18 protein-coding genes are annotated in these 19,782 nt (G+C 69.2%); 7 read left to right on the top strand and 11 right to left on the bottom strand.

The window, feature by feature from the left end; translation table 11 throughout:
- The first annotated feature begins 179 nt into the window (after nt 1-179).
- Nucleotides 180-650, top strand: a complete 471-nt coding sequence (locus tag ACGFI9_RS34535; protein WP_393184812.1) for a UPF0158 family protein — start codon at nt 180-182, stop codon at nt 648-650.
- A 303-nt stretch (nt 651-953) separates the two neighbouring features.
- Here the strand turns inward: ACGFI9_RS34535 and ACGFI9_RS34530 are convergent, their stop codons facing one another.
- Nucleotides 954-2,411 carry an MFS transporter gene (locus ACGFI9_RS34530; protein WP_393184810.1) on the bottom strand — a complete coding sequence of 486 codons (1,458 nt, stop codon included), beginning with the start codon at nt 2,409-2,411 and terminating at the stop codon, nt 954-956.
- Nucleotides 2,412-2,513: 102 nt separating this feature from the next.
- Here ACGFI9_RS34530 and ACGFI9_RS34525 point away from each other — a divergent pair, with 102 nt between their 5' ends.
- Together ACGFI9_RS34525 and ACGFI9_RS34520 are read left to right on the top strand one after the other, a co-directional pair.
- Nucleotides 2,514-2,903 (top strand): MarR family winged helix-turn-helix transcriptional regulator, encoded by a 390-nt coding sequence (locus ACGFI9_RS34525; RefSeq protein ID WP_393184808.1) that lies wholly within the window; start codon nt 2,514-2,516, stop codon nt 2,901-2,903.
- A gap of 160 nt (nt 2,904-3,063) precedes the next feature.
- Nucleotides 3,064-3,264, top strand: coding sequence for a hypothetical protein (locus tag ACGFI9_RS34520; RefSeq protein WP_393184806.1), 201 nt, complete (start codon nt 3,064-3,066; stop codon nt 3,262-3,264).
- A 451-nt stretch (nt 3,265-3,715) separates the two neighbouring features.
- Here ACGFI9_RS34520 and ACGFI9_RS34515 read toward each other — a convergent pair whose 3' ends face one another.
- A complete protein-coding gene (locus ACGFI9_RS34515) occupies nt 3,716-4,990 on the bottom strand; it encodes a hypothetical protein (protein WP_393184804.1) in 1,275 nt (424 codons plus the stop codon).
- Nucleotides 4,987-6,108: a HesA/MoeB/ThiF family protein gene (locus ACGFI9_RS34510; protein ID WP_393184803.1), complete on the bottom strand. Its 1,122-nt coding sequence runs from the start codon at nt 6,106-6,108 to the stop codon at nt 4,987-4,989. Before ACGFI9_RS34510 ends, ACGFI9_RS34515 begins: the two co-directional genes overlap by 4 nt.
- A 314-nt stretch (nt 6,109-6,422) precedes the next feature.
- On the opposite strand from ACGFI9_RS34510, the gene ACGFI9_RS34505 reads away from it, so the two are divergent.
- The 3 genes from ACGFI9_RS34505 (at nt 6,423) to ACGFI9_RS34495 (ending at nt 10,813) form a co-directional block, all read left to right on the top strand.
- Nucleotides 6,423-9,260 (top strand): BTAD domain-containing putative transcriptional regulator, encoded by a 2,838-nt coding sequence (locus tag ACGFI9_RS34505; RefSeq protein WP_393184801.1) that lies wholly within the window; start codon nt 6,423-6,425, stop codon nt 9,258-9,260.
- Nucleotides 9,261-9,587: 327 nt separating this feature from the next.
- Nucleotides 9,588-10,298, top strand: a complete 711-nt coding sequence (locus tag ACGFI9_RS34500) for a hypothetical protein (RefSeq protein WP_393184799.1) — start codon at nt 9,588-9,590, stop codon at nt 10,296-10,298.
- Between the two features lie 242 nt (nt 10,299-10,540).
- Entirely contained in the window at nt 10,541-10,813 is a 273-nt protein-coding gene (locus ACGFI9_RS34495) for an SHOCT domain-containing protein (protein ID WP_393184797.1), read from the top strand.
- 658 nt (nt 10,814-11,471) lie between these two features.
- Here the strand turns inward: ACGFI9_RS34495 and ACGFI9_RS34490 are convergent.
- From ACGFI9_RS34490 to ACGFI9_RS34470, 5 genes are read right to left on the bottom strand one after another with little or no spacing between them, the layout of a single operon-like run.
- Nucleotides 11,472-12,266, bottom strand: a complete 795-nt coding sequence (locus ACGFI9_RS34490; RefSeq protein ID WP_393184795.1) for an amino acid ABC transporter ATP-binding protein — start codon at nt 12,264-12,266, stop codon at nt 11,472-11,474.
- Nucleotides 12,263-13,237 (bottom strand): amino acid ABC transporter permease, encoded by a 975-nt coding sequence (locus ACGFI9_RS34485; protein WP_393184793.1) that lies wholly within the window; start codon nt 13,235-13,237, stop codon nt 12,263-12,265. The genes ACGFI9_RS34490 and ACGFI9_RS34485 overlap by 4 nt, the downstream gene beginning before the upstream one ends.
- On the bottom strand, nt 13,234-14,154 hold the full coding sequence (locus ACGFI9_RS34480; protein ID WP_393184791.1) for an ABC transporter substrate-binding protein: 921 nt from the start codon (nt 14,152-14,154) through the stop codon (nt 13,234-13,236). Before ACGFI9_RS34480 ends, ACGFI9_RS34485 begins: the two co-directional genes overlap by 4 nt.
- 29 nt (nt 14,155-14,183) lie before the next feature.
- Nucleotides 14,184-15,002: a nitrilase-related carbon-nitrogen hydrolase gene (locus ACGFI9_RS34475; RefSeq protein ID WP_393184789.1), complete on the bottom strand. Its 819-nt coding sequence runs from the start codon at nt 15,000-15,002 to the stop codon at nt 14,184-14,186.
- The gene (locus tag ACGFI9_RS34470; RefSeq protein ID WP_393184787.1) at nt 15,003-15,992 is read right to left on the bottom strand and encodes a hypothetical protein; all 990 of its coding nucleotides are present in this window, start codon (nt 15,990-15,992) and stop codon (nt 15,003-15,005) included.
- An 88-nt stretch (nt 15,993-16,080) separates the two neighbouring features.
- On the opposite strand from ACGFI9_RS34470, the gene ACGFI9_RS34465 reads away from it, so the two are divergent.
- Complete coding sequence (locus tag ACGFI9_RS34465) at nt 16,081-17,472, top strand: PLP-dependent aminotransferase family protein (protein ID WP_393184785.1); 1,392 nt, start codon at nt 16,081-16,083, stop codon at nt 17,470-17,472.
- A gap of 174 nt (nt 17,473-17,646) precedes the next feature.
- On the opposite strand, the gene ACGFI9_RS34460 is transcribed toward ACGFI9_RS34465, so the two are convergent.
- The 3 genes from ACGFI9_RS34460 to ACGFI9_RS34450 form a co-directional block, all read right to left on the bottom strand.
- Nucleotides 17,647-18,051: a hypothetical protein gene (locus ACGFI9_RS34460; protein WP_393184783.1), complete on the bottom strand. Its 405-nt coding sequence runs from the start codon at nt 18,049-18,051 to the stop codon at nt 17,647-17,649.
- Nucleotides 18,052-18,056: 5 nt separating this feature from the next.
- Complete coding sequence (locus tag ACGFI9_RS34455) at nt 18,057-18,269, bottom strand: hypothetical protein (RefSeq protein ID WP_393184781.1); 213 nt, start codon at nt 18,267-18,269, stop codon at nt 18,057-18,059.
- A gap of 235 nt (nt 18,270-18,504) precedes the next feature.
- A complete protein-coding gene (locus ACGFI9_RS34450; protein WP_393184780.1) occupies nt 18,505-19,503 on the bottom strand; it encodes a hypothetical protein in 999 nt (332 codons plus the stop codon).
- Between the last annotated feature and the right edge of the window lie 279 nt (nt 19,504-19,782).

Raw genomic sequence — 19,782 nt, 5'->3', positions numbered from 1 at the left:
GTCCCGGCCGGCACACTCCACGTCCTGCAAACCCCAGAAATGAAGTCCAACAGAGAGCTATACCCGGCGGACATGTCCGATCCCGTCCACCCGCTGCCGGCAAGGTGACAACAGCGCCTCACTCATCTGCCGCTGGCCGCGGGTCGAAGCGCCGACAGGAGCGGGTTTATGGTGGCCGGATGCTTGACCTGGGCAGGCTAGACCTGGAGGAGATCGCCACCGCGCTCGAGGACCAGACCGACTACGAGCACCGCTGGCTGATCAACCCGCAGACCGGCGAGATCGTGTTCTGGACGACGGACGGCGGCATCGACGGACACACGCCCATCGACCTTGACGACCTCGACCTGGTCGGTATTGATCCGCTGCCGTCCTACGTCTGGTACCAGGACATGGCCGACTTCGCCGAGAGGATCAGTGACGCGGCGGCCGGCCGCAGACTCGCGCGAGCGATCCAGGGCAAGGGCGCCTTCCGGCGGTTCAAGAACGAGTTGCACGAGGAGTATCCACACCTACTGCCAGCCTGGTACGCCTTCCGCGACGCGCGCGCAAAGCGGCGGGCTGTTGCATGGCTGATCGACAACGCGCTGGTCGACGACGAAACGGGCGAGCGTTTCGTGGCCGAGCACCCAGATCCCGACCTTCCCTGAACTGGCACCCGCGCCGCGCGACGTCCTGTACGACGAGCGCACGCATCTGCCGCCGACCGCGCCGCGAACGCCACCTTGTCGCGCCGCTGAGCGATCGCTCGATGTGGCATCGCCGCCTTCGGCCGCCGGCGGCACCTTCGGTCTACCCTCGCGGCATGACGGGCGGTGCGGCACCGAAGGCCGGCATGACGATCAGCATCCGGACGTCGCCGCCGGTTCGGGCATCGGGCTGGCGGGTGCATCCGCCGCCCCTGGCGTACGTTGGTGCCTCCGGCGAGCCGGAGGCACCAACGTACCGCTCGCTCAGGCGTGGCGGCCGCGGCTGCGGGTGAGCAGCGGGGCCAGGTTGAGCAGCAGCCCGACGAGCGCGACGCCGGTGACGAGGTTGATGCCTGGGTGGAACTGGCCGAAGTCGGCCTCCTGGTCGGCACCCGGTGCGTTCGCCGCCAAGAGCGCGGTCACCGCGGCGAGCACCAGCGCGGCGCCGACCTGGCCGGAGGTCTGCACCAGGCCGGAGGCTAGCCCTTGCTCGGAGTCGTCGATTCCGTCGGTGGCCTGCGCCATGATCGAGCTGAACCCGAACGCGAACCCGCCGCCGAGCAGCAGCATGGTGGGCAGGACCGTCACCAGGTAGTGCGGCGTGTTGCCGGCAGTCGCCAGGAACCAGACGTACCCGACGCTCAGCGAGGTCATGGCCGTGACGATGAGCCGCTGCGTGCCGTACCGGTCGATGAGTCGGCCCATGAACGGCGAGCTGAACGCGACCAGGAGCCCGGCGGGTAGCAGGGCCAGGGCCATCCGCAGCGGCGACCACGCCAGTACGTCCTGCAGGTAGATCGTCATCATGAACTGGAAGCTCAGGTATGAGCCGAACAGCGCGATCACGCTCAGGTTGGCCCGGACGATCGAGCCGACCTTCAGGATGCCGAGCCGGATCAGCGGGTGCCGCACCTTGTTCTCGGTGACGACGAAGCCGGCGAGCAGTGCGGCGGCGGCGACGATCGAGCCGATGGTGACCGGGTCGAGCCAGCCCCGGTCGGGCGCCGAGACCACCGTGTACACGGCAAGCAGCATGCCGGCGGTGAGGGTCACCGCGCCGATGAGGTCATGGCCTCCCTCAGCGGCCGCCCTGTCCCGCGGGATCAGCGCCAAGCCGGCGAGCAGGGCTGCGACCGCGAGCGGCGCGGGGATCAGGAACGTCCACCGCCAGCCGATACCGGTGAGCAGGCCGCCGAGGATAAGCCCGGAGGAGTACCCGCTGGCGCCGAAAACGGTGAAGATCGACAGTGCTCGGTTCCGGGCGGGGCCCGCCTGGAACGTGGTGGTCAGGATCGACATCGCGGTCGGTGCGGTGAACGCGGCCGCCAGGCCCTTGACGAACCGGGTGCCGATCAGGAGCGTGCCGTCATCGACGAGTCCGCCGACCAGCGAGGCGACGGCGAAGACGGCGAGTGCGGTCAGAAACACGCGGCGCCGCCCGAGCAGGTCCGCGGTACGGCCACCGAGCAGGAGCAGCCCGCCGTAGCCGAGGATGTACCCGTTGACGACCCACTGCAGCGAGGTGGTCGTCATGCCCAGCTCGGTACCGATGGACGGCAGGGCCACGCCGACCATCGAGACGTCGAGCCCGTCAAGGAAGAGCACGGTGCACAACACCGCCAGAACTCCCCAGAGCCGAGGGGTCCAGCGTTGTGCGGCCGGTGCGGTCGTGGGGACCGCCGCAGTCGTGCCGACTGCGGGGGAGGTTTCGGTGATAGTCACGTCGGGGAACACTAGATGCGTGTGCATTAAATGTCGACGCACTAAGTTCTGACGCATCTAATGCAGGTGCATGAGGATCGCCTACCGAGTAGGATGCCCGGCATGACGTCCGAGACCCGCCTCGTTGAACGGTGGCGTACGCTGCTGACCTGCTACAACGAGGTCGCCTGCCACCTGGAGCGCGCACTGCAGGACGGGCACGGACTCACCATGAGCGAATTCGAGACGCTCGACCGGCTGATCTCGGTCGACTGTGACAAGCGCCGCATGCAAGATCTTGATGCCGATATGTACCTCAGCCAGAGCGCGCTGTCCCGCACGGTCGCCCGCCTCGAGAAGAGCGGCTTGGTCGTGCGGGCGCTGTGCGAGGCCGACCGCCGCGGCGTCTTCGTCACGGTCACCGAAGCCGGGCGGCACGTCCACACCGAGGCGCGCAGGACGCACCTCGCGGTGCTCGCCGAGCACCTGGCCCCCGAGTCTGCTCACACCTGAGCCGGGCACCCCGACACCTCACCGGCTGCGCCGCCTCGCCCACCAGCCACTGCGGGGCGTCTGGCTGTCGTACGCAGCCGCCGTCGGACAACTGCTGAGCCGCGTACCGCCGGGCTCCCGGCTGCTCGGCGGCGTCGCCCAGCAGTGGCTGGCCACCCTGGTGTTCGCCGCCGTCGGCGTCGCGTTGCTGATCAACCTCCCCCACCTGTCCCGGCTGGCCCGCGCCTGCGGCTGCCCGTCATCGGCCGAGCATGACCACGATGGCAGCGAAAAAGACGTTCATCACGGTGATGCCGGCGATCGCGGCAGACGGCCACTACGCGCGCCGTTCCTGCTGTACCTGAACCTTGCGACGGGTTGACTGGTTCCACCGTTGTCTCTCCCGGGATCCACCCGCGGACGTGGGCAACCAGGTCATCAGTCTGCCAGGGGGTCAGGCAGCCGGTGGTGTCGGCGAGCACTACCGTGGTGGCGCCCTGGTTCAGTCCCGCGTCGATCAGCGCGCGCAACGCTGCCGCCCCACCGGCGGTGACGCGCTCCCGTCACGCTCGCCCCGCCCGGGCACCCGCCCCGCCTGACCAGCGGGCGGGTCTGGCGGTCGGACCCGCTCGCGGAAGATAACGCGCATGGGACTCGCGGAGTCAGTTCCCGCGGAGAATCTGGTCCCGGTACCTCTGGAAGCCATGCCAGTCTGTGGTCTGAGTGGGGTCGCCTGTCAGGAACTCGCTGGAGGAGATGTCGAGCGCACGGGTCGATTTCGACTCAGGCCCTACCGATGGCGCAGACGGACGAGCCCCGCTCAACCTGCTCGGCTACGGCGACGCCGACCCGGCGCCCCTCGGTTGCCGGGGCTCCTGTGCGGAGGCAGCCGCATCGCCGGCGCCGGGAGCGCGCTGTCGTACCGTCTTGAACGCGATCACCAGCGTCGCAAGGACCGGCGTGTAGACCATGACCGCGGTGAGCAGGCCCCACCAGAACCGGGCGGTGCCGGCCCCCGCCGCCAACTCGTCGTTCGCCCGCCGGCCGACGTACAACAGCAGTGGCAGGTAGAAAAGGACGAAGTAACCTGCGGCGACCAGGCACCCCGTCAGCCAGAGCCAGCGGAACCAGTTGCCGACATGAATATCACGGGGATCGGCCTGCTCCAGTTCGGCGCACTGCCGCTCGTTGAGGCGGCCGAAGGCCCGCCGCAGCAGCAGCGACTTGACCCGCCACAGGTCGCGGCAGCCGGTCGCGGTGACCAGGACGGCGTACAGGTCGGTGCGCAGGAACACCATGCACTGCCACAGCGTGCTGGCGACCAGCACAAACACCAGCGCCGGGAGCGGGCGTACCGGCCCGAAGGCAATCTGGCCGGCCAGCAGCGCCGCGAGCACGACCATGTCGATCGCGATCCCGGCGAGCTGAGGTCCGTACCGCTTGCGGCGCGGGACGCTCCACAGCTGCGACAGGTCGGTCTCGAAGACGAGGAAGAACAGCCGCCGGTCGATACCGAACCGCGTGCGCAGGTCCAGCGCCCGCGCGGCGAGCCAGTGCCACATCTCGTGTACGCCCACCAGGACGTACGTGACCGGCAGCATGATCAGCAGGCTGGTGCCGATGTCACCGGTGATCAGAAGATCGGTCGGGCGTGGCCACAGGTCCGGGCGCAGCACGAGGCAAGCGATGACCCAGACGGCGGCGGCGGTGTAGACACACCATGCCACGGGGGAGAACAGTGGCCGGACTACTGCCGCCGGTGGCCCGGTGGTCCAGGCGCGTTGCTGCATTGCGGCGGTTGGCGCCGGCACCGCCGGGTCGTCGGTGTCGACGAATCCCAGCTCGGTGAGCACGGCGATGAAGTCGGCCATGTCCACCGGCTCGCCAGCGAGCGTCGCGGCACGTGCCCCGGCCTCCTCGACGGTGGCACCGTCCAGCAATGCCCGGACCACGACGCCACCGACGGCGGGCACCGCGATGTAGCTGCCCCGCTCCGGGTCGCCGATGAGGACATCATCACCCTCCTCGATGACCGACAGTGGACGGAGCCGCACGACGGTTGCGGGCGGCTCCGCCGGCAGGGTTTGGGGGGTCGTCGGCTTGGTCATGCCGGCGTGAGGGCTGTCCGGGCGCGGGCCCCAGTGCACAGAGCGCAGTCGGCGTTGCGGGGCCACGGTTCCCGGCGCTGGTGGCAGCCGCCAGATAGGTCCACGAGCACCTCGGCACCGGCCGCGTACGGCGGTTCGTAGCCGGTGAGGTAGCGCAGCGCCTCGAAGGCCACGAGCGACCCGATCAACGCGGCCGACGGTCCGTTGGCCCGGTTGACGCGCGGGATGCGGGCACTGAGCTGCTGTGCGGTCACGGCGGTAGGCGCCAGTACGGACGCCTGAACGCCCTTTCCGTCTCCGTAGGCGTGGATGCGGCATTCGTAGCAGGCGCTGCGGCCCGGATCGACGGAGAAGTAGATCAGCTGGGAGCCGATCATGCCTCCGCGCACCCACGGCACACCGGCGCGCACGCAGACCTCGTTGACCCAGTTGTCGATGCGTTCGCCCTGGTCGACACCGGAGACCACCAGGTCGACGCCGGGCAGCAGATCCACGATATCGCCGGGTCCGCCGATCCAGCGACGTACCGCGTCGACCGTGATGTCGGAGTGGAAGGCGCGCACCCATTCGGCCGCGCGGTGAACCTTGGAGGTGCCCAGGTCTGCTTCCCGGTACAGGAACTGCCTGGCGAGGTTCCTTGGCTCCACCTCGTCGTTGTCCACCAGAGTGAGTCGGCCGACGCCGAGTCCGGCCAGGTTCTGCAGGACGTTGGAGCCGAGCCCACCGGTGCCGAGTTGCAGGACGTGTGCGTTCCGCACCCCCTGCTGCATGTCGCTCTCGCTGTTCTCCAGCGATGCATACAGCTCGAAGAATGCGAGGTTGCTGAAGTCCCGGCCGGCCTGTGCGCGGTCGGCGAACCGCTCCAGATCCCGCACCAACCGGAGCTGGTCGAGTGCGTTCAGCGCGCCCGTCAGTTCGTCGACGCTCACCTCAAGCCCGTCGGCGGCGAGGGCCGCGCGCAGCTCGGTGAGCGTTCCAGGATGGTTGCGTAGGGCGGTCAGCAGGGTTTCCACCTGGCCGTCCGGGTCGTCCAGTTTCACTGAGCGGCTGGGATCGCACACCAGGATGAGATCGTTGCCGGCGCGCTCCCACTCGCAGTCCTTCAGGCCGATACGCATCGCAGTCCCCCTTGGTCCCGTTGCGCTGGAACAGTGGGTGGCCGCCGTCGGCTGTCGGCGGCCACCCATCTGGCGTTGTCAGGAGTCGGGCCACTGGGTGGTCTTCACCGATTCAACCGCGCGGACGATGATCTTCATCTCTGCCTCCTTCCTCGCTCGATACGACTGACCGGGACCGCTCTACGACGCCCCCGCTGCGAGCACCGTCGCTGGTGGTCGCGGCAAGAGTCGCAGCCGACGATGGGTTGCCGCGTTGTGGAATCGTTGTGGTCCGGAAGGTGGCTGATGCTGTGCGATGGTTGCCCGCGGAGAGTGTGGCGGTCGAGTACCGGCTGCTCGGTCCGGTACAGGTGATCGGCGGAGAGCAGCCGGTCGATACCGGCCCGCCGCGGCAGCGGTCGGTGCTGGCGGCGCTGACGGTGGACGCCGGCCGGGTCGTGGAGTGGGACACCCTGGTCGACCGGGTGTGGGGGGAGGATGCGCCGGTCGATGCGCGGGGCAGCATCCGGGCTCACGTCACCCGGATCCGCCAGGTGTTGCGGCAGGCGGCCGGCACCGCCGCTCCGCCGCGGCTCGTCCATCGATCTGGCGGGTACGCGCTGGAGGTTGACGAGGAACACGTGGATCTGCACCGGTTCCGTCGACTGGTACTCCGCGCCGGAGAAACCCACGACAACCAGGAGCGGCTCGCCGTTCTCCGCGCGGCGGTCGGATTGTGGCGGGGTGCGCCGTTGGCTGGCATTGCCGGCGAGTGGGCCGCGCGGATGCGTGACAGCTGGACGAAGGAGCGCCTGGATGCGGTGGTGGCGTGGGCGCACGCGGAGATTGCAGTGCACAACGCGGCCGCTACCATCGGGCCGCTGGCCGATCTGGCCGCCCAGCACCCGCTCGTAGAGTCGGTCACCGCCGCCCTGATGCGGGCCCAGCACGCTCTCGGGCGTACCGCTGACGCGGTGCAGGAGTACACCGTGCTGCGCACACGGCTAGCCGAAGCGCTGGGCGTCGATCCCGAGCCGGAACTCCAGTCGCTCTACCAGGCGTTGTTGCGTGGCGAACCACTCCCGCCGCTGGCGTCATCCAGTGGGGTAGCGTCCATGGCGGCTCCCCCGGCGACCCCGCCCGTCATCACCCCGCTGCCCGCCCAGCTTCCCGCGGACGTGCACGGCTTCGTGGGCCGCGCCGAAGCCCTGGCTGGTCTCGACGCTCTACTCGGCGAGTCAGCGCAGACACCTACCGCCGTGGTCATCGCCACCGTTTCTGGTACCGCCGGCGTCGGCAAGACCACCGTGGCGGTGCACTGGGGACACCGAGTAGCCAGCCGGTTCCCCGACGGCCAGCTGTACGTCAACCTGCGTGGCTTTGATCCCGGCGGCGTTCCAGTGCGGCCGACAGACGCCCTACGCGGCTTCCTCGAAGCCTTCGGGGTGCCCGCTGAGCGGATACCGGCCGAGTTGGACGTGCAGGCGGCGCGGTACCGCAGCCTACTGGCCGGCAAACGGGTGCTCGTCGTGCTGGACAACGCACGTGATGCTGAACAGGTCCGTCCTCTGCTTCCCGGCACATCCACCTCGCTGACTGTGGTGACCAGCCGCAACCAGCTCGGCCCGCTGGTCACCCTCCACGGCGCCCGCCCATTCGCCATGGAGGTGCTATCCCCGGTGGAGGCGCGGCAGATGCTCGCTCACCGGCTCGGCGCCGACCGTGTCGCCGCGGAACCCGAGGCGGTCGATCACATCATCGACGCGTGCGCGCGGCTGCCACTCGCGCTGGCCATCGTGTCCGCCCGGGCACAGCAGACCGCGTTCCCGCTCGCCGCGATTGCCGGTGAGCTCGACGACGTCCACGGTCGGCTGGACGCTCTGGACGCGGGCGACCCGACCAGCCAGGTCCGCGCGGTGTTCTCCTGGTCCTACGCGGCCCTGACCTCCGGCGCGGCCCGGCTGTTCCGCTTGCTGGGCCTGCCGCCTGGTCCGGATGTCAGCGCCCGCGCCGTCGCGAGCCTCGCCGGTCGACCGCCGACGCAGACCCGGCGGCTGATAGTCGAGCTGGTACGCGCGAACCTGCTGGCTGAGTCTGCCCCCGGCCGGTACGCCCTGCACGACCTTCTTCGCGTCTACGCCACCGAGCAGCTGTCCGCCGCCCACAGCCACGTCGAGCGCCGCGCCGCACTGTCGCGGTTGCTCGCCCACTACGTGCACACCGCCCACACGGCGAACCGGCTCATTCACCCGCACCGGGATCCGATCCCTGTCGCCCTCGGCACCCCGTCGCCTGACAGCACGCCGGTAAAGCTCGTGGACCAGCACGAGGCGCAAGCCTGGTTGGCCACCGAGCGCAACGTCCTTCTCGCGGCCCTACGGCGCGCGGCCGACGCCGGCTTCAACCTGCAGGCATGGCAGCTCGCCTGGGCGCTCGACACGTACCTGGAGCGCCGTGGGTACTGGTACGACCGGTCCGCAGCGTGGCATACCGCGCTCCAATCCGCGAACCGCCTCGGCTCCCGGGCCGCGCGGGCAGGCGCACACGTCGGCATCGCCCACAATGAGCTGCGGCTCAACCGGCCAACCAGCGCGCACGACCATCTCCGGCAGGCGCTCGACCTGTATATCAGCGGCCACGACCTGGCCGGGCAGGCGTTCGTGCATGGCCTGCTCGCATACCTGTGCGAGCACCAGGACAGCTTCGAGGCTGCCCTCGACCACGCCCGGCAGGCTCTGGCGCTGTACCGGGCGGCCGGCCACGAACGCGGACAGGCAACCGCCCTCAACGCGGTCGGCTGGTACCACACCCTCCTCGGCGACCACACGAGCGCGCTCGTCCACTGCGAGGAGGCCCTCGCCCTGCTTCAAGGGCTACAGGACCGCTACGGTGCCGCTACCACCTGGGACAGTCTCGGCCACGCCCACCACCACCTTGGGCGGTACGGCGACGCCGCGCACTGCTACCAGCAGGCCCTCAGCCTATTCCGCGCTCTCGGCTACCGCGCCTATGAAGCGGATACGCTGACGCATGTGGGCGACACCCACCTCGCCGCAGGTGACCTCGATGCCGCTCGCGCCGCATGGAAGCAGGCCCTGACCATCCTCACTGATCTCGACCAATCCCAATGCGAGTCCGTCCGGGCCAAGCTGAACGCCCTGCCAGACCGGTAGTCCACTTCCGCGCGCTCTTCGGGTCGGCGGGTCGGCGGGTCGCCGACGCGAGCACCCCGCGCGCAAGACCGCAGGCTCACGCCGGGTTGGTGGCATCTCGCCCTACTCGACCTGCGGCTCGCGACACCATCGCGCACTCCGCCTCCGCGCCGTCGCGCCAAGGCGTAACGGCCCCGCCACACCGCTACCAACCCGCACCGCGACACCGATCCCGAGCACCCTTGACAACCCGCGCACCTGCGCACACGGTCGCTCAAGTGGGCATACGACCAATCTGCCCAACCCGAGCCGCTGGAAGTGGTGTGCAGATCAGACCTCCTCGGCCCGGTGGCGTTCGCCGAGATTCAACGGGTATCGGGCGAGACCTGCCGGTGCGGTCAGTTCTGGCAGGATCGCTCCGTGGGATTGAACATGGTCGTTGGTGTGCTTGTCGATGTCGACGACGAGTACGCCGAGATGGTCCGGACAGACTTCGCGGTGATCGGTGAGCTGCTCGATCGCGCGGGAGCTGGAAGGTGGGCCGAGCCAGCCGCGATCGAGAGCGAGGAGTTCGAGATGTGGGGGTACTGGGGCTTGCACACAGTCCGCCGCCTCGCGGCGCATCTGGCGGCGAACGGCCGCCTGCCCGAGCCGCTGGAGGATGCTCACCGCGCGAGCGACGATGCACTGCTGAACAAGGCGTACGCCACCCCGCCGTCGGACCCTCCCGGTCCGTTCGACCACTTGATTTACCATTCTGACTGCGAGGGCTACTACGTCCCCGTCGCCTTCGAGCACGTCATCGTGGACGAGAAGGCCGCCGGTGGCTACCTCGGCTCCTCGGTGCGGCTGCTGGAAGAGACCCGCCGCATCGCCCAGGCGCTCAGCCTTCCCGAGGACCTCGACCCCGATTCCGAAGAGGTTTTCGAAGCCGCTGGAGGCGACGAGGCAGCCACGGAGGGATGGCAGCGCTACGGCGTCGAAGCGTACGTGTGCCTGAAACTCCTACGGGCTGCGGAGCTGTCCGTTGCGACCGGATCGGCCATCGCCTTCTGCTGAAGGTGTTGGCTATCGGATTGGTTCTCTACACCGCGTTCGCGGACTCCCGGGCGCTGACTACGGGCAAGGGCACAGGCCGCCCGGCGGGACCTCCTCACCCGGTGACCCGGGGTCGTCTGACATGTACCACGTACGACGTACTGCGAGTGTCGTCGTGGGGCTGACGACGGCAGCCGCCCCGGCGGGCACGCTCGGAGGCAGCGGGCGAGCGGAAGCGAGCCCGATGTCGAGAGGAGCACGTGATGGTGGCGGAGATGGTGACATACGCCTACGCCCACCCCGGGTGGGGAGGCGGCCCCGGTCCGTGGGACGGCCGGCCGGGCTGGTGGCTGATCTTCCCGGCCCTGTTCTGGCTCGTCGTGCTGTCGTCGCTGGCTTACCTGATCTATCGCAGGTCGCCGACCCGGTCGGCGCGCAGCGCGGCTGAGCGGGTCCTGGCCGAGCGATTCGCGCGAGGCGAGATCGGCGAGGAGGAACTGCAGCAGCGCCGGGCAGTCCTGCGCGGCAAGCCCTGACGTCAGGGGCTGACGCTGGGCGCCGGGTCAGTGTGACCTGGCGCCTACGCGGCGCTGGGCGGGAAGGGCCGGTGGGGAGCCCGGGTGCCTGTCCGGAGCGCGGCGGGCACAACCCGGGCTAGATGCTGGCGGTTACCAGCGAGCCGGCGGCATGCACCTCGGTTGTGCGGTAATCCAGTCTGCTTGAAGACCAGCGCGCAGCTTCCGTTCATCGGGTCCCAGAGCTGGTCGTTGCTGACCAACGCCGCCACCTGGACGACGCTGTGCAGGTGCGGCTGGACCTGTCTGTGTGGTTGACCCCTACGCCGACAGCTCACCGCGCGGCCCAGCCGGCCGCCGTCCACCGCCCAGCCGTGCGGCCGGGCACGTGAGCGGCTGTGAGTGGCGCCGCCACTCACACCGCGACAGCCCTTCACCCGGCCGGCCGCGGTAGTGCCAGCTTCCACGCGTAGAAGCCGAGACCACCGCCGGCTCAGGGTTATGGAACCGCACACGGCGATTTGCGATGAGTTCCAGTGCTGGCTTGGTCTATCCCTATACCAAGCAGAGGGAGAATGTGGTGAGCGATCCTGAAGTCCTGATGGAAGCATAACTTTCGCCGCCGAAGGTTGAGACCGCCGCCCACCGACCCGGTGAGCGGCGGTCTCTGAGCTACGGCTCAGGCGGTCGGCTGTCCGGCCGGGAGGAACCGCGAGAGGAAGGTCCGGGTACGCGGGTTTGCCGGCCGATCGAGCACCTCGGCGGGGGCGCCGCTCTCGACGACCGTGCCGCCGTCCATGAAGATGACCCGGTCGGCGACCTCGCGGGCGAACGAGATTTCGTGGGTCACCACGATCATCGTCAGCCCGTCCGCGGCGAGGTCCCGCATCGTGGCGAGCACCTCGCCGACCAGTTCCGGGTCGAGCGCGCTGGTCGGCTCGTCGAAAAGCATCAGCTTGGGGCGCATGGCCAGTGCCCGGGCGATCGCGACGCGCTGCTGCTGGCCGCCGGAGAGCTGTCGGGGGAACGCGTCCGCCTTGTCCGCGAGGCCGACCTTGTCGAGCAGGACACGCGCCCGCTTGACCACCTCTGCCCTGGGCTCGCGTAATACCCCGACGGGCGCCTCGATGATGTTGCCCAGCACCGTCAGGTGCGGGAAGAGGTTGAAATGCTGGAACACCATGCCGATCTGGCGCCGGGTCCGAGCGATGCGACGCTCCGGAAGGCGGTGGATGCGGCCGCCACGCTGTTCGTACCCGACGAGTTCGCCATCGATCGTGATAGAGCCGCCGTCGATGCGTTCGAGGTGGTTGACGCAGCGTAGGAAGGTCGACTTGCCGGATCCGGAGGGGCCCAGGATCACCACCACCTCGCCGGGGTGCACGTCGAGGTCGATCCCCTTGAGCACCTCCAGCGCCCCGAAATGCTTATGGACGCCACGAGCGGACATCAACGGCTGATCGGCTGCGGTCATGAGGGCACCTCCACTCCCGGCACAACCGGCTTGCGGCGGATCTTGAGGACGTCGCGGTACCGGGTCGGCGTGTGGCGGTTGCTCCCCCGGGCATAGTGCCGCTCGATGAACGACTGCCCGACGTAGAGGATCGACGTGATCACCAGGTACCAGACGCAGGCCACGAGCAGGAGCGGGATCGTCTGGAAGGTGCGGTTGTAGATCGACTGCACGGTGTAGAGCAGGTCGCTGAGCGCGATCACGCTCACCAGCGACGTCGCCTTGAGCATGTTGATCACCTGGCTGCCGGTCGGCGGCACGATGAACCGCATCGCCTGCGGCAGCACGACACGGAAGAGTGTCCGCATCCGGCTCATTCCCAACGCCTGCGCTGCCTCGGTCTGCCCGTGGTCGACGGACATCAGGCCGCCCCGGACGATCTCGGCCATGTAGGCGCCCTCATTGAGCCCGAGACCGAGGATCGCGGCGAGCAGCGGGGTGATGAGTGCGTTGGTCTCCCACTGCATGAACTCGGGACCGAACGGGATGCCGATCGACACCCGCGGCATCAGCGCCGACAGGTTGAACCAGAAGATGAGCTGAACAAGCGCGGGCACCCCGCGGAAGAACCAGATGTAGAGCGCCGCGAGCGAGCGCAGCAGCGGGTTGCCGGAGAGCCGGCAGACCGCGAGCAGCACACCGAGCACGATGCCGACGGCCATCGCGATGACGGTTAGCTTCAGCGTGGTCCACAGACCCCGGGCGACGGACTCCGTGTTGAAGTATCGGAGGACCACATCCCATTCGAAGTTGGGGTTGGTCACCAGCATGTGGATCAGCTGCGCGGCCAGGACGGCGACCACGACGGTCGCCACCCACCGCAGCGGGTGCCGCTCCGGCACAGCGTGCGCGACGTCGACCGGCTCGGGGGTGCCGGCGACCCGGCCGTTGACGGCGTGGCTGGCGGGGGCGTTCGGGGCCACGGTGCTCACCCCTTGCTGCCGGCCAGATTGACGCCCGGCTTGTCGATCTTGTTGCCGTCGAGCCCCCACTTCGCCATGATCTTGGCGTAGGTGCCGTTCTCGAAGAGCTCCTGCATCGCGGCCAGCAGTACGTCACGCAGCGCCGAGTCCTTCGGAACAACCGCGCCCTGGTAGAGGTCGTCGAAACCGTTCTTCTGTCCGGTCCCGGCCAGCTCCAGCTCACCCTTTGACTGGCTGGCGAAGTAGGTCAGCGGCGCCTGGGAGGAGAAGAAGGCGTCCGCGCGGCCCGACTTGACCGACAGGACCGACGAGGGCTGGTCCTTGTACGACTGCACCTCGAGCGCCGGCTTGCCCTCGGCGGCGCACTTCTGCGCCTGGTTCTTGATCACCTTTTCCGCCGAGCCGGCGGCCATCACCGCGATGCGCAGCCCGCAGGCGCTGTCGAGGTCCTTGATCTGCTTCGGGTTGCCCTTCGGCACCGCGAAGACCACGAACTCCTGCACCCAGTCGACGAAGTCGTTGTCGGCCTCCCGCTCCGGGAAGTCGCCGATCGGGCCGAGGGCGAAGTCGTAACGGCCGGCCTTGATGCCGGTCAGCACCCCGGAGAGACCCTCGACGGTCACGTGCTCGACCTTGACTCCGAGGACCTGGCCGAGCGCCTCGGAGAGATCAGCGGCGGCGCCGGTGAGATCGCGGTTGCTGCCGACGATTTCATAGGGCGGGAAGGATCCGCTGTTGAACGAGACCAGCTTGCCGGACTGCTTGATCTTGTCGGGCAGCTTGTCGTGCAAGGCGGCGTTCTGCTGCTGGGCGGTGACCTCGCCCCCACCGCCCTGCTGAGCCTCGATCGGGTCCTTGGCACAGCCGACGAGCGACAGCGAGAGCAGCGCGGACACGGCGGTCACCGCGATGGTGGTACGGCGCATGGCTATGTTTCCTCAATCAATCTTGTTGGTCAGGCCGTCGTGGTGGCGAGTGGTTCGGTCGGGGTGGGGTCGACGGCGAACCGCCGGTTGACAAGTACGGGGAGTCGCTGCCGCGCCTGGGCCAGCCGGTCCGCCGACACCTCGGCCCACAGCAGGTCGGGGTCCTCGGCGAGGCGCCCGACCACGACGCCGAGCGGGTCGACGACCATCGAGTGTCCGATGTTGCGGGGACCGCATTCGCCGCAGGCCGCGACGTAGACGGTGTTCTCCAGGGCGCGCGCCGCCACCATCAGCTCCCAGTGCCGCTCCTTGAGCGGCCCGCGCACCCATGCCGCCGGCAGGACGAGAACGTCGGCCCCGCCGTCGGTCACGAGCAGCCGCGCCATCTCGGGGAACCGTACGTCGTAGCAGGTCATCAGGCCGACGGTGTGCCCGGCGCAGGGGAAGGTCACCAGCGGCCCATCGGCCGGGATGACGTTGTCGGACTCCCTGGCGCCAAAGGCGTCGTACAGGTGCAGCTTGCGGTAACTGGTGATGATCTCGCCGTCCCGCAGCACGACCAGCGTGTTGTACGCCCTGCCGTCCGGCCCCGGCTCGTGCACGCCCGCCACGACCATGACCCCGGTGCCCGTGGTGGCCGCAGCAAGACCCCTGACGAACGGCCCGTCGAGCGGCTGAGCGGCGCTGCGCAACCGGGTGAAGTCGTCGGTGAACCGGGCCAGCACCCCCTCGGGCAGCACCAGGAGATCGGCGCCACCCGCGGCGGCTCGCTCCACCAGCAGTTCGCACTGCGTGAGATTGACCTGCCAGTCCTCGCTCGCGGCGAGCTGACCCAACGCGAGGCGCATCTACTCCACTCCCGTCTCAGCGGCGATCTTGACGTACTCAGGGAACAGCGCCTCCAGGTCGACCGGCGACGACGCGATGCCCTGGGCGTGCAGTTCAGTGCAGAAGGCGGCCATCATCGACCGGTTGGCCGCCAGGCCGTACGGCATCCAGTCGGGGCCGTACCGCCGCTCGGTGTCGTCGATTTCGGCGAGCGCCCACGGCGTCGTGTCGGCGTGCTTGCGGTAGCTGGCCCACCATGCCCGCTGCGATGCCCGCAGCGCCGTCATCAGGCCGGCGAGGATCTCCGGCCGTGCCTCGACGCGCTCGCGCTTGACGGCGATGAGGTGGATGCCGGGGATGAACCCGACCTCCGCCCCGTAGCGGGCCTCGGCCGCGCGGTAATCGCGGTAGAGCGGGCGCAGCGGCGTGTCGTCGCGGTGGAATCCGGGCGGCATGAACGGCGTCATGATCGCGTCGAGCGTGCCGTCAAGCAGCCCCCCGACAAGGGACTCCCCCGGTTCGGCGAGCCGCACCCACGGCGGTGGGGTCATGCCGCCCATGCGGTCACCGCCCGCCGCCTCGGGGGTGAGCGGCCCGACCGTCCACCGGACGCCGGTGAGGTCGACGCCCGCCCGGCGCAGCACCGCCCGCGTCCACGTGTTGCCGGAGTCTGGCCAGCCGGTCACTCCGATCCGGGCACCGGCAAGGTCGGCGGCGTCGGCGGCGTGGCTGTCCTTGCGGACCAGGATGCAGCGGTGGCGGAAACCGCGCATGACGAAGGCGGGGATGCCCACGAGCCGGTCGTCGCCGGCCGCGCGGGCCAGGGTGTAGCGGCTGAACGAGGTCTCGCCGGCGTCGAGGCCGCTCTCGTCAAGTAACTGCGGGGTCACGGCGAGGCGCGCGACGCGTAGGTCGAGCGGGGGCGCGCCGACCTCGCCCAGGGCGAGCGGCACCAGGTGTGACCAGGGCCGGACGCCGAGGTGGAGCGGGGTGGTGGGTGAGGTAGCCATCGCCGGCAACGATAAAGTTCAGGCTCCCGTCAGACAATAACCTTATTGTTACTGTTCATTCTTCTCAGCATGTGGTGGACTACGAGGCATGAACCCGACGCAGCCGGATGCCCGCGGCGCCGACCTGGACGCGCAGTGGCTGGCCGCCCAGATCGACGAGCCCAGCGCCCGCGGCATCGCGGCGACCGTGGCGGCCCTGATCCGCGCCGGGACGATCACTCCTGGCAGCCGGCTGCCCACCGTGCGCGCCCTCGCGCTCCGGTTGGGCGTCAGCCCCGCCACCGTGTCCGAAGCCTGGTCCATGCTGCGCCGGCGCCGCTCGGTCGCCGGCCGCGGCCGCGCCGGCACCGTCGTCATCGGCCCACCCGACGTACCGCACCCACGCCGCTTCGAGGAGGTCGGCCGGCACGGCAGCCGGCTCTTGCACGACCTCCGCCTTGCCGTACCAGACACCGCGCTGCTACCGCCGCTAGACGCCGCGCTCGCCGCGGCACTGCGCACCGGAGAGCTGCACGAATACACCCGCGTACCGATCACCGAGCGGCTCGCCGACGCGGTCCGTCCAACATGGCCGTTTTCGCCAGCGGACCTACTAGCCGTCAACGGCGGCTTCGACGGTCTGATGCTGCTCTGCCAAACCCTGGTCGTCACCGGCGACAAGGTGGCAGTCGAAGACCCCACCGCGCCACGACTGCTCGACATCCTCGACGCGGTCGGCGCCGAGGTTATCCCGGTCCGCTGCGACGAGCGCGGCCCCCGGCCAGACGCCCTGGCCGACGCGGTACGCCGCAAGCCGGTGCTCTTCATCTACCAGCCGCACGCCCACTCCCCCGCCGGGCACAGCGTTGACGCCACGCGCAGCGCGGAACTCGGTGCCGAGCTGCGCGATTCGGAAACCCTGGTGATCGAGGACGACGGCTTGGCCAACCTCGCCCCCGGGCCGGTGCACACCCTCGGCACGGCCCTTCCCGACCGGGTGGTGTTCGTCCGCTCATACTCGAAGTCACACGGCCCCGACCTGCGCCTCGCCGTCCTGGGCGGCGCGGCGCCGCTGATCGAACGCGCCCGCGTCTACCGGACATTCGGCAGCGGGTGGACCAGCCGCATTTTGCAGAACTGCCTAGCCCACCTGCTCACCGACCCGCACACCCATGAACTTGTCGCCCAGGCCGGCGAGACATACCGAACCCGACGGCGGACGCTCGCCGAGGCGCTGGCCGCCCGCGGCGTACGCACCGGCGGCACCGAAGGGTTGAGCCTATGGATGCCCGTCGAGGACGAACGGTCCGCACTGGTCACCCTCGCCGCACACGGCGTCGCCGTCGTCCCGGGAGGGCGCTGTTTCTTTGGCCCGCACGAGCCCTTCCTACGCGTCGCGACCAGTCGGCTTCACGACCACGTCGACGAGGTAGCCGACCTGCTCGCCTTCGCCGCCTTCGAAGAGCATGACCCCGGACAGCCGACCATCACCCGACCCTGAACAGGTCTCCCATCAACGACAGCCAGGCAGCTCGCCACACCTGGCGACGGCTACCGGGGCTGCGATATCTGGATCGTCGTAGACGAGGGAGCCGCCGCCGAACGGGGTGACCGCTAGCCACGCGGGGTGTGAGTCCGCCTGTGACCCAGTACAGGACGAGGGTCGCGACGAGACTCACGAGCCCGGGGATCTGCCAGAAGCGGGCGTCGGCAACTTCGCTTGGGTTTCGGGTGCGATGAGGCCGCTTGGGTCGAACAGCACCGTCATTGTCTCGCCTACGGCGAATTCATCCCAGTCTCGGCAGATGTCGCCGAAGATAGGGCTGCCGTCGGTGCGCTGCAGGCGGTAGCAGTGCTGTTCCTGCTTGCCCCCGCGTCCGTAATAGCGGCTGGCGTCGTGCTCCACGACTGTCGCCAGCACCGGCTGCCCCCGTAGATCCAGGACAGTGAGCCGGGGGGCAAACATCATGGCGATAACCCAGAAGACGGACGCGACGAACGCCGCCATCGCGACGGCCTTCACCGTGAGTGAAGCACCCTTCCACACGGTTTCGGTCAACACCAGTTGGCTGGCAACCACCAGTGCTATGACCGACGAGATGACAGCCAGCCGTTGATGTGGATCTTGAACTCGTACCGGGCCTCGTGGTGGAAGCCGGGCTTGATGTCCGCCTTCGTCACGGAGCTGTTGACGTCCATGACGAACACGGTGCCGCGTTCGCCGTTGAAGACGTACAGGTCGTCGAGGTAGAGCTGGCCGGTCTGGGCGGCGAGCGGGGTGTCGAGGTGGTGCGACATGAGGCTGACTCCCGAGGTTGGCTGACGCAGGACGAGCCGAGGCTAGCCGCATGAAATGCCTAGAAGGGGATGATTCGGCGATAATGCGCCGGCTGGCGGGGTCCCGAACCGCTGCGAGCGTGATGGAACAGCGGTATCGAGCCGTCCAAGATGTGCTTGCCGGATCCACGGTCATGGGCGTCGCCGAACGATTCGGAGTCTCCCACCAAGCGGTGCATCGCTGCGCCAGTTCAATCTATGTCTCGTACGGGTCCCAGTGAGCGGCGTAGCGCAGCAGCGAGCGGGCCAGGTCTGGGTGGGCCGCCGCCCACCGGGTGTCGAAGAGGAACCACTGGTCGAACCCGAAGAAGCCGTCGATGTACCGGGCGACCTGCGCGATGTGCGGGTCGAGCCGGATCAGCGACTCGGCGGGCCACTCCGCGGGCAGCAGTTCCAGCATCTCCCCGTGGATCGGGGCGTGCGCGGGCGCTGGGTTGAGGCCGGTGGGCGATGGGGCGTATCCGGGTAGCCGGGCGTAGCGCTCCAGCGCCGGGCCGACGTCGTTCTCTCCGGGGGCGACGAGGGCCCGCAGCAGCCGGACGTCGTGCGGCCAACCGTGGGCGCCAGGGTCATCAACGCCGCGCAGCTGAGCGGCGAGGTCCGGCAGGGTCAGGCCGGGAAAGACGATGGCACCGACCAGATCCAGGTTCCGATAGGCATCGGGCGACTCCCAGCACAGGCGGACCGAGAAGACGGACTCCGGCCCGGGCGAGGCCAGCCGGACGGTACGGACCGGAACACCATGGTCGAAAACCGCGCCGGGCGCGGCCGAGCTGGCCGGCAGGGGCCAGGTGTCGTGCAGCAGGAACGCAAGCCGGTCGGGCGACGCGGCGGCTGCCACGTCGTCGAGGAAGTAGTAGGCCAGGTCCACCTCGTCGTCATCGGTACGCACTCTCAGGGCGTGCTCGCCGAGCCGGATGAAGGCGCCCTCGTCGTCACCCTCCACCCACAGGTACTCGTTCAGCAGCTCGCGCAGTTCGTCAACGGACTCCGGCCGGGGCAGGTTCCGCTTCCGGACCTCCTCGAAGATCGACTCCAAGCCATAGACGTGGCCGCCCAACTCGCTGTCAATCCATGCCTCCGGGTCGTCGTGCACCCAGCCGCGGCGGAACCAGTCGAGCACAGTCGCGTCAGGCAGGGTGACCACCCGCTTGCTGAACGGCGACTCCTCCCGCCAGCGGCATACGAAAAACATGCGGCTGACTCTAGGAAGGCGGTCCGACAGAGTGCGTGCCGCGGCGACGCGCCACGGCCGGCCCGGAGCACGGCGGCAGCCGCTGTACCCGACCTCGCCGGACCGCGACGGCCGCACTGGCCACCGAGTACGCCGCACGTCCGCCGGCACCTCCCCAAGGCCGGTCCATCACGCGGAAGGCCTCCGCAACTGCCCCTCATTAATCGATAGGCATGAAGGTGAGGCTGCGGCAGATACCGATGCCGTTGGGTGCTGAACGGTCGTGTGCTCGGTGCGACG

The sequence above is a fragment of the Micromonospora sp. NPDC048930 genome, from assembly GCF_043197935.1.
Lineage (GTDB): Bacteria > Actinomycetota > Actinomycetes > Mycobacteriales > Micromonosporaceae > Micromonospora.
Note: the sequence above shows the minus strand (reverse complement) of the source record. Positions and strands in the feature narration are given on the sequence as shown.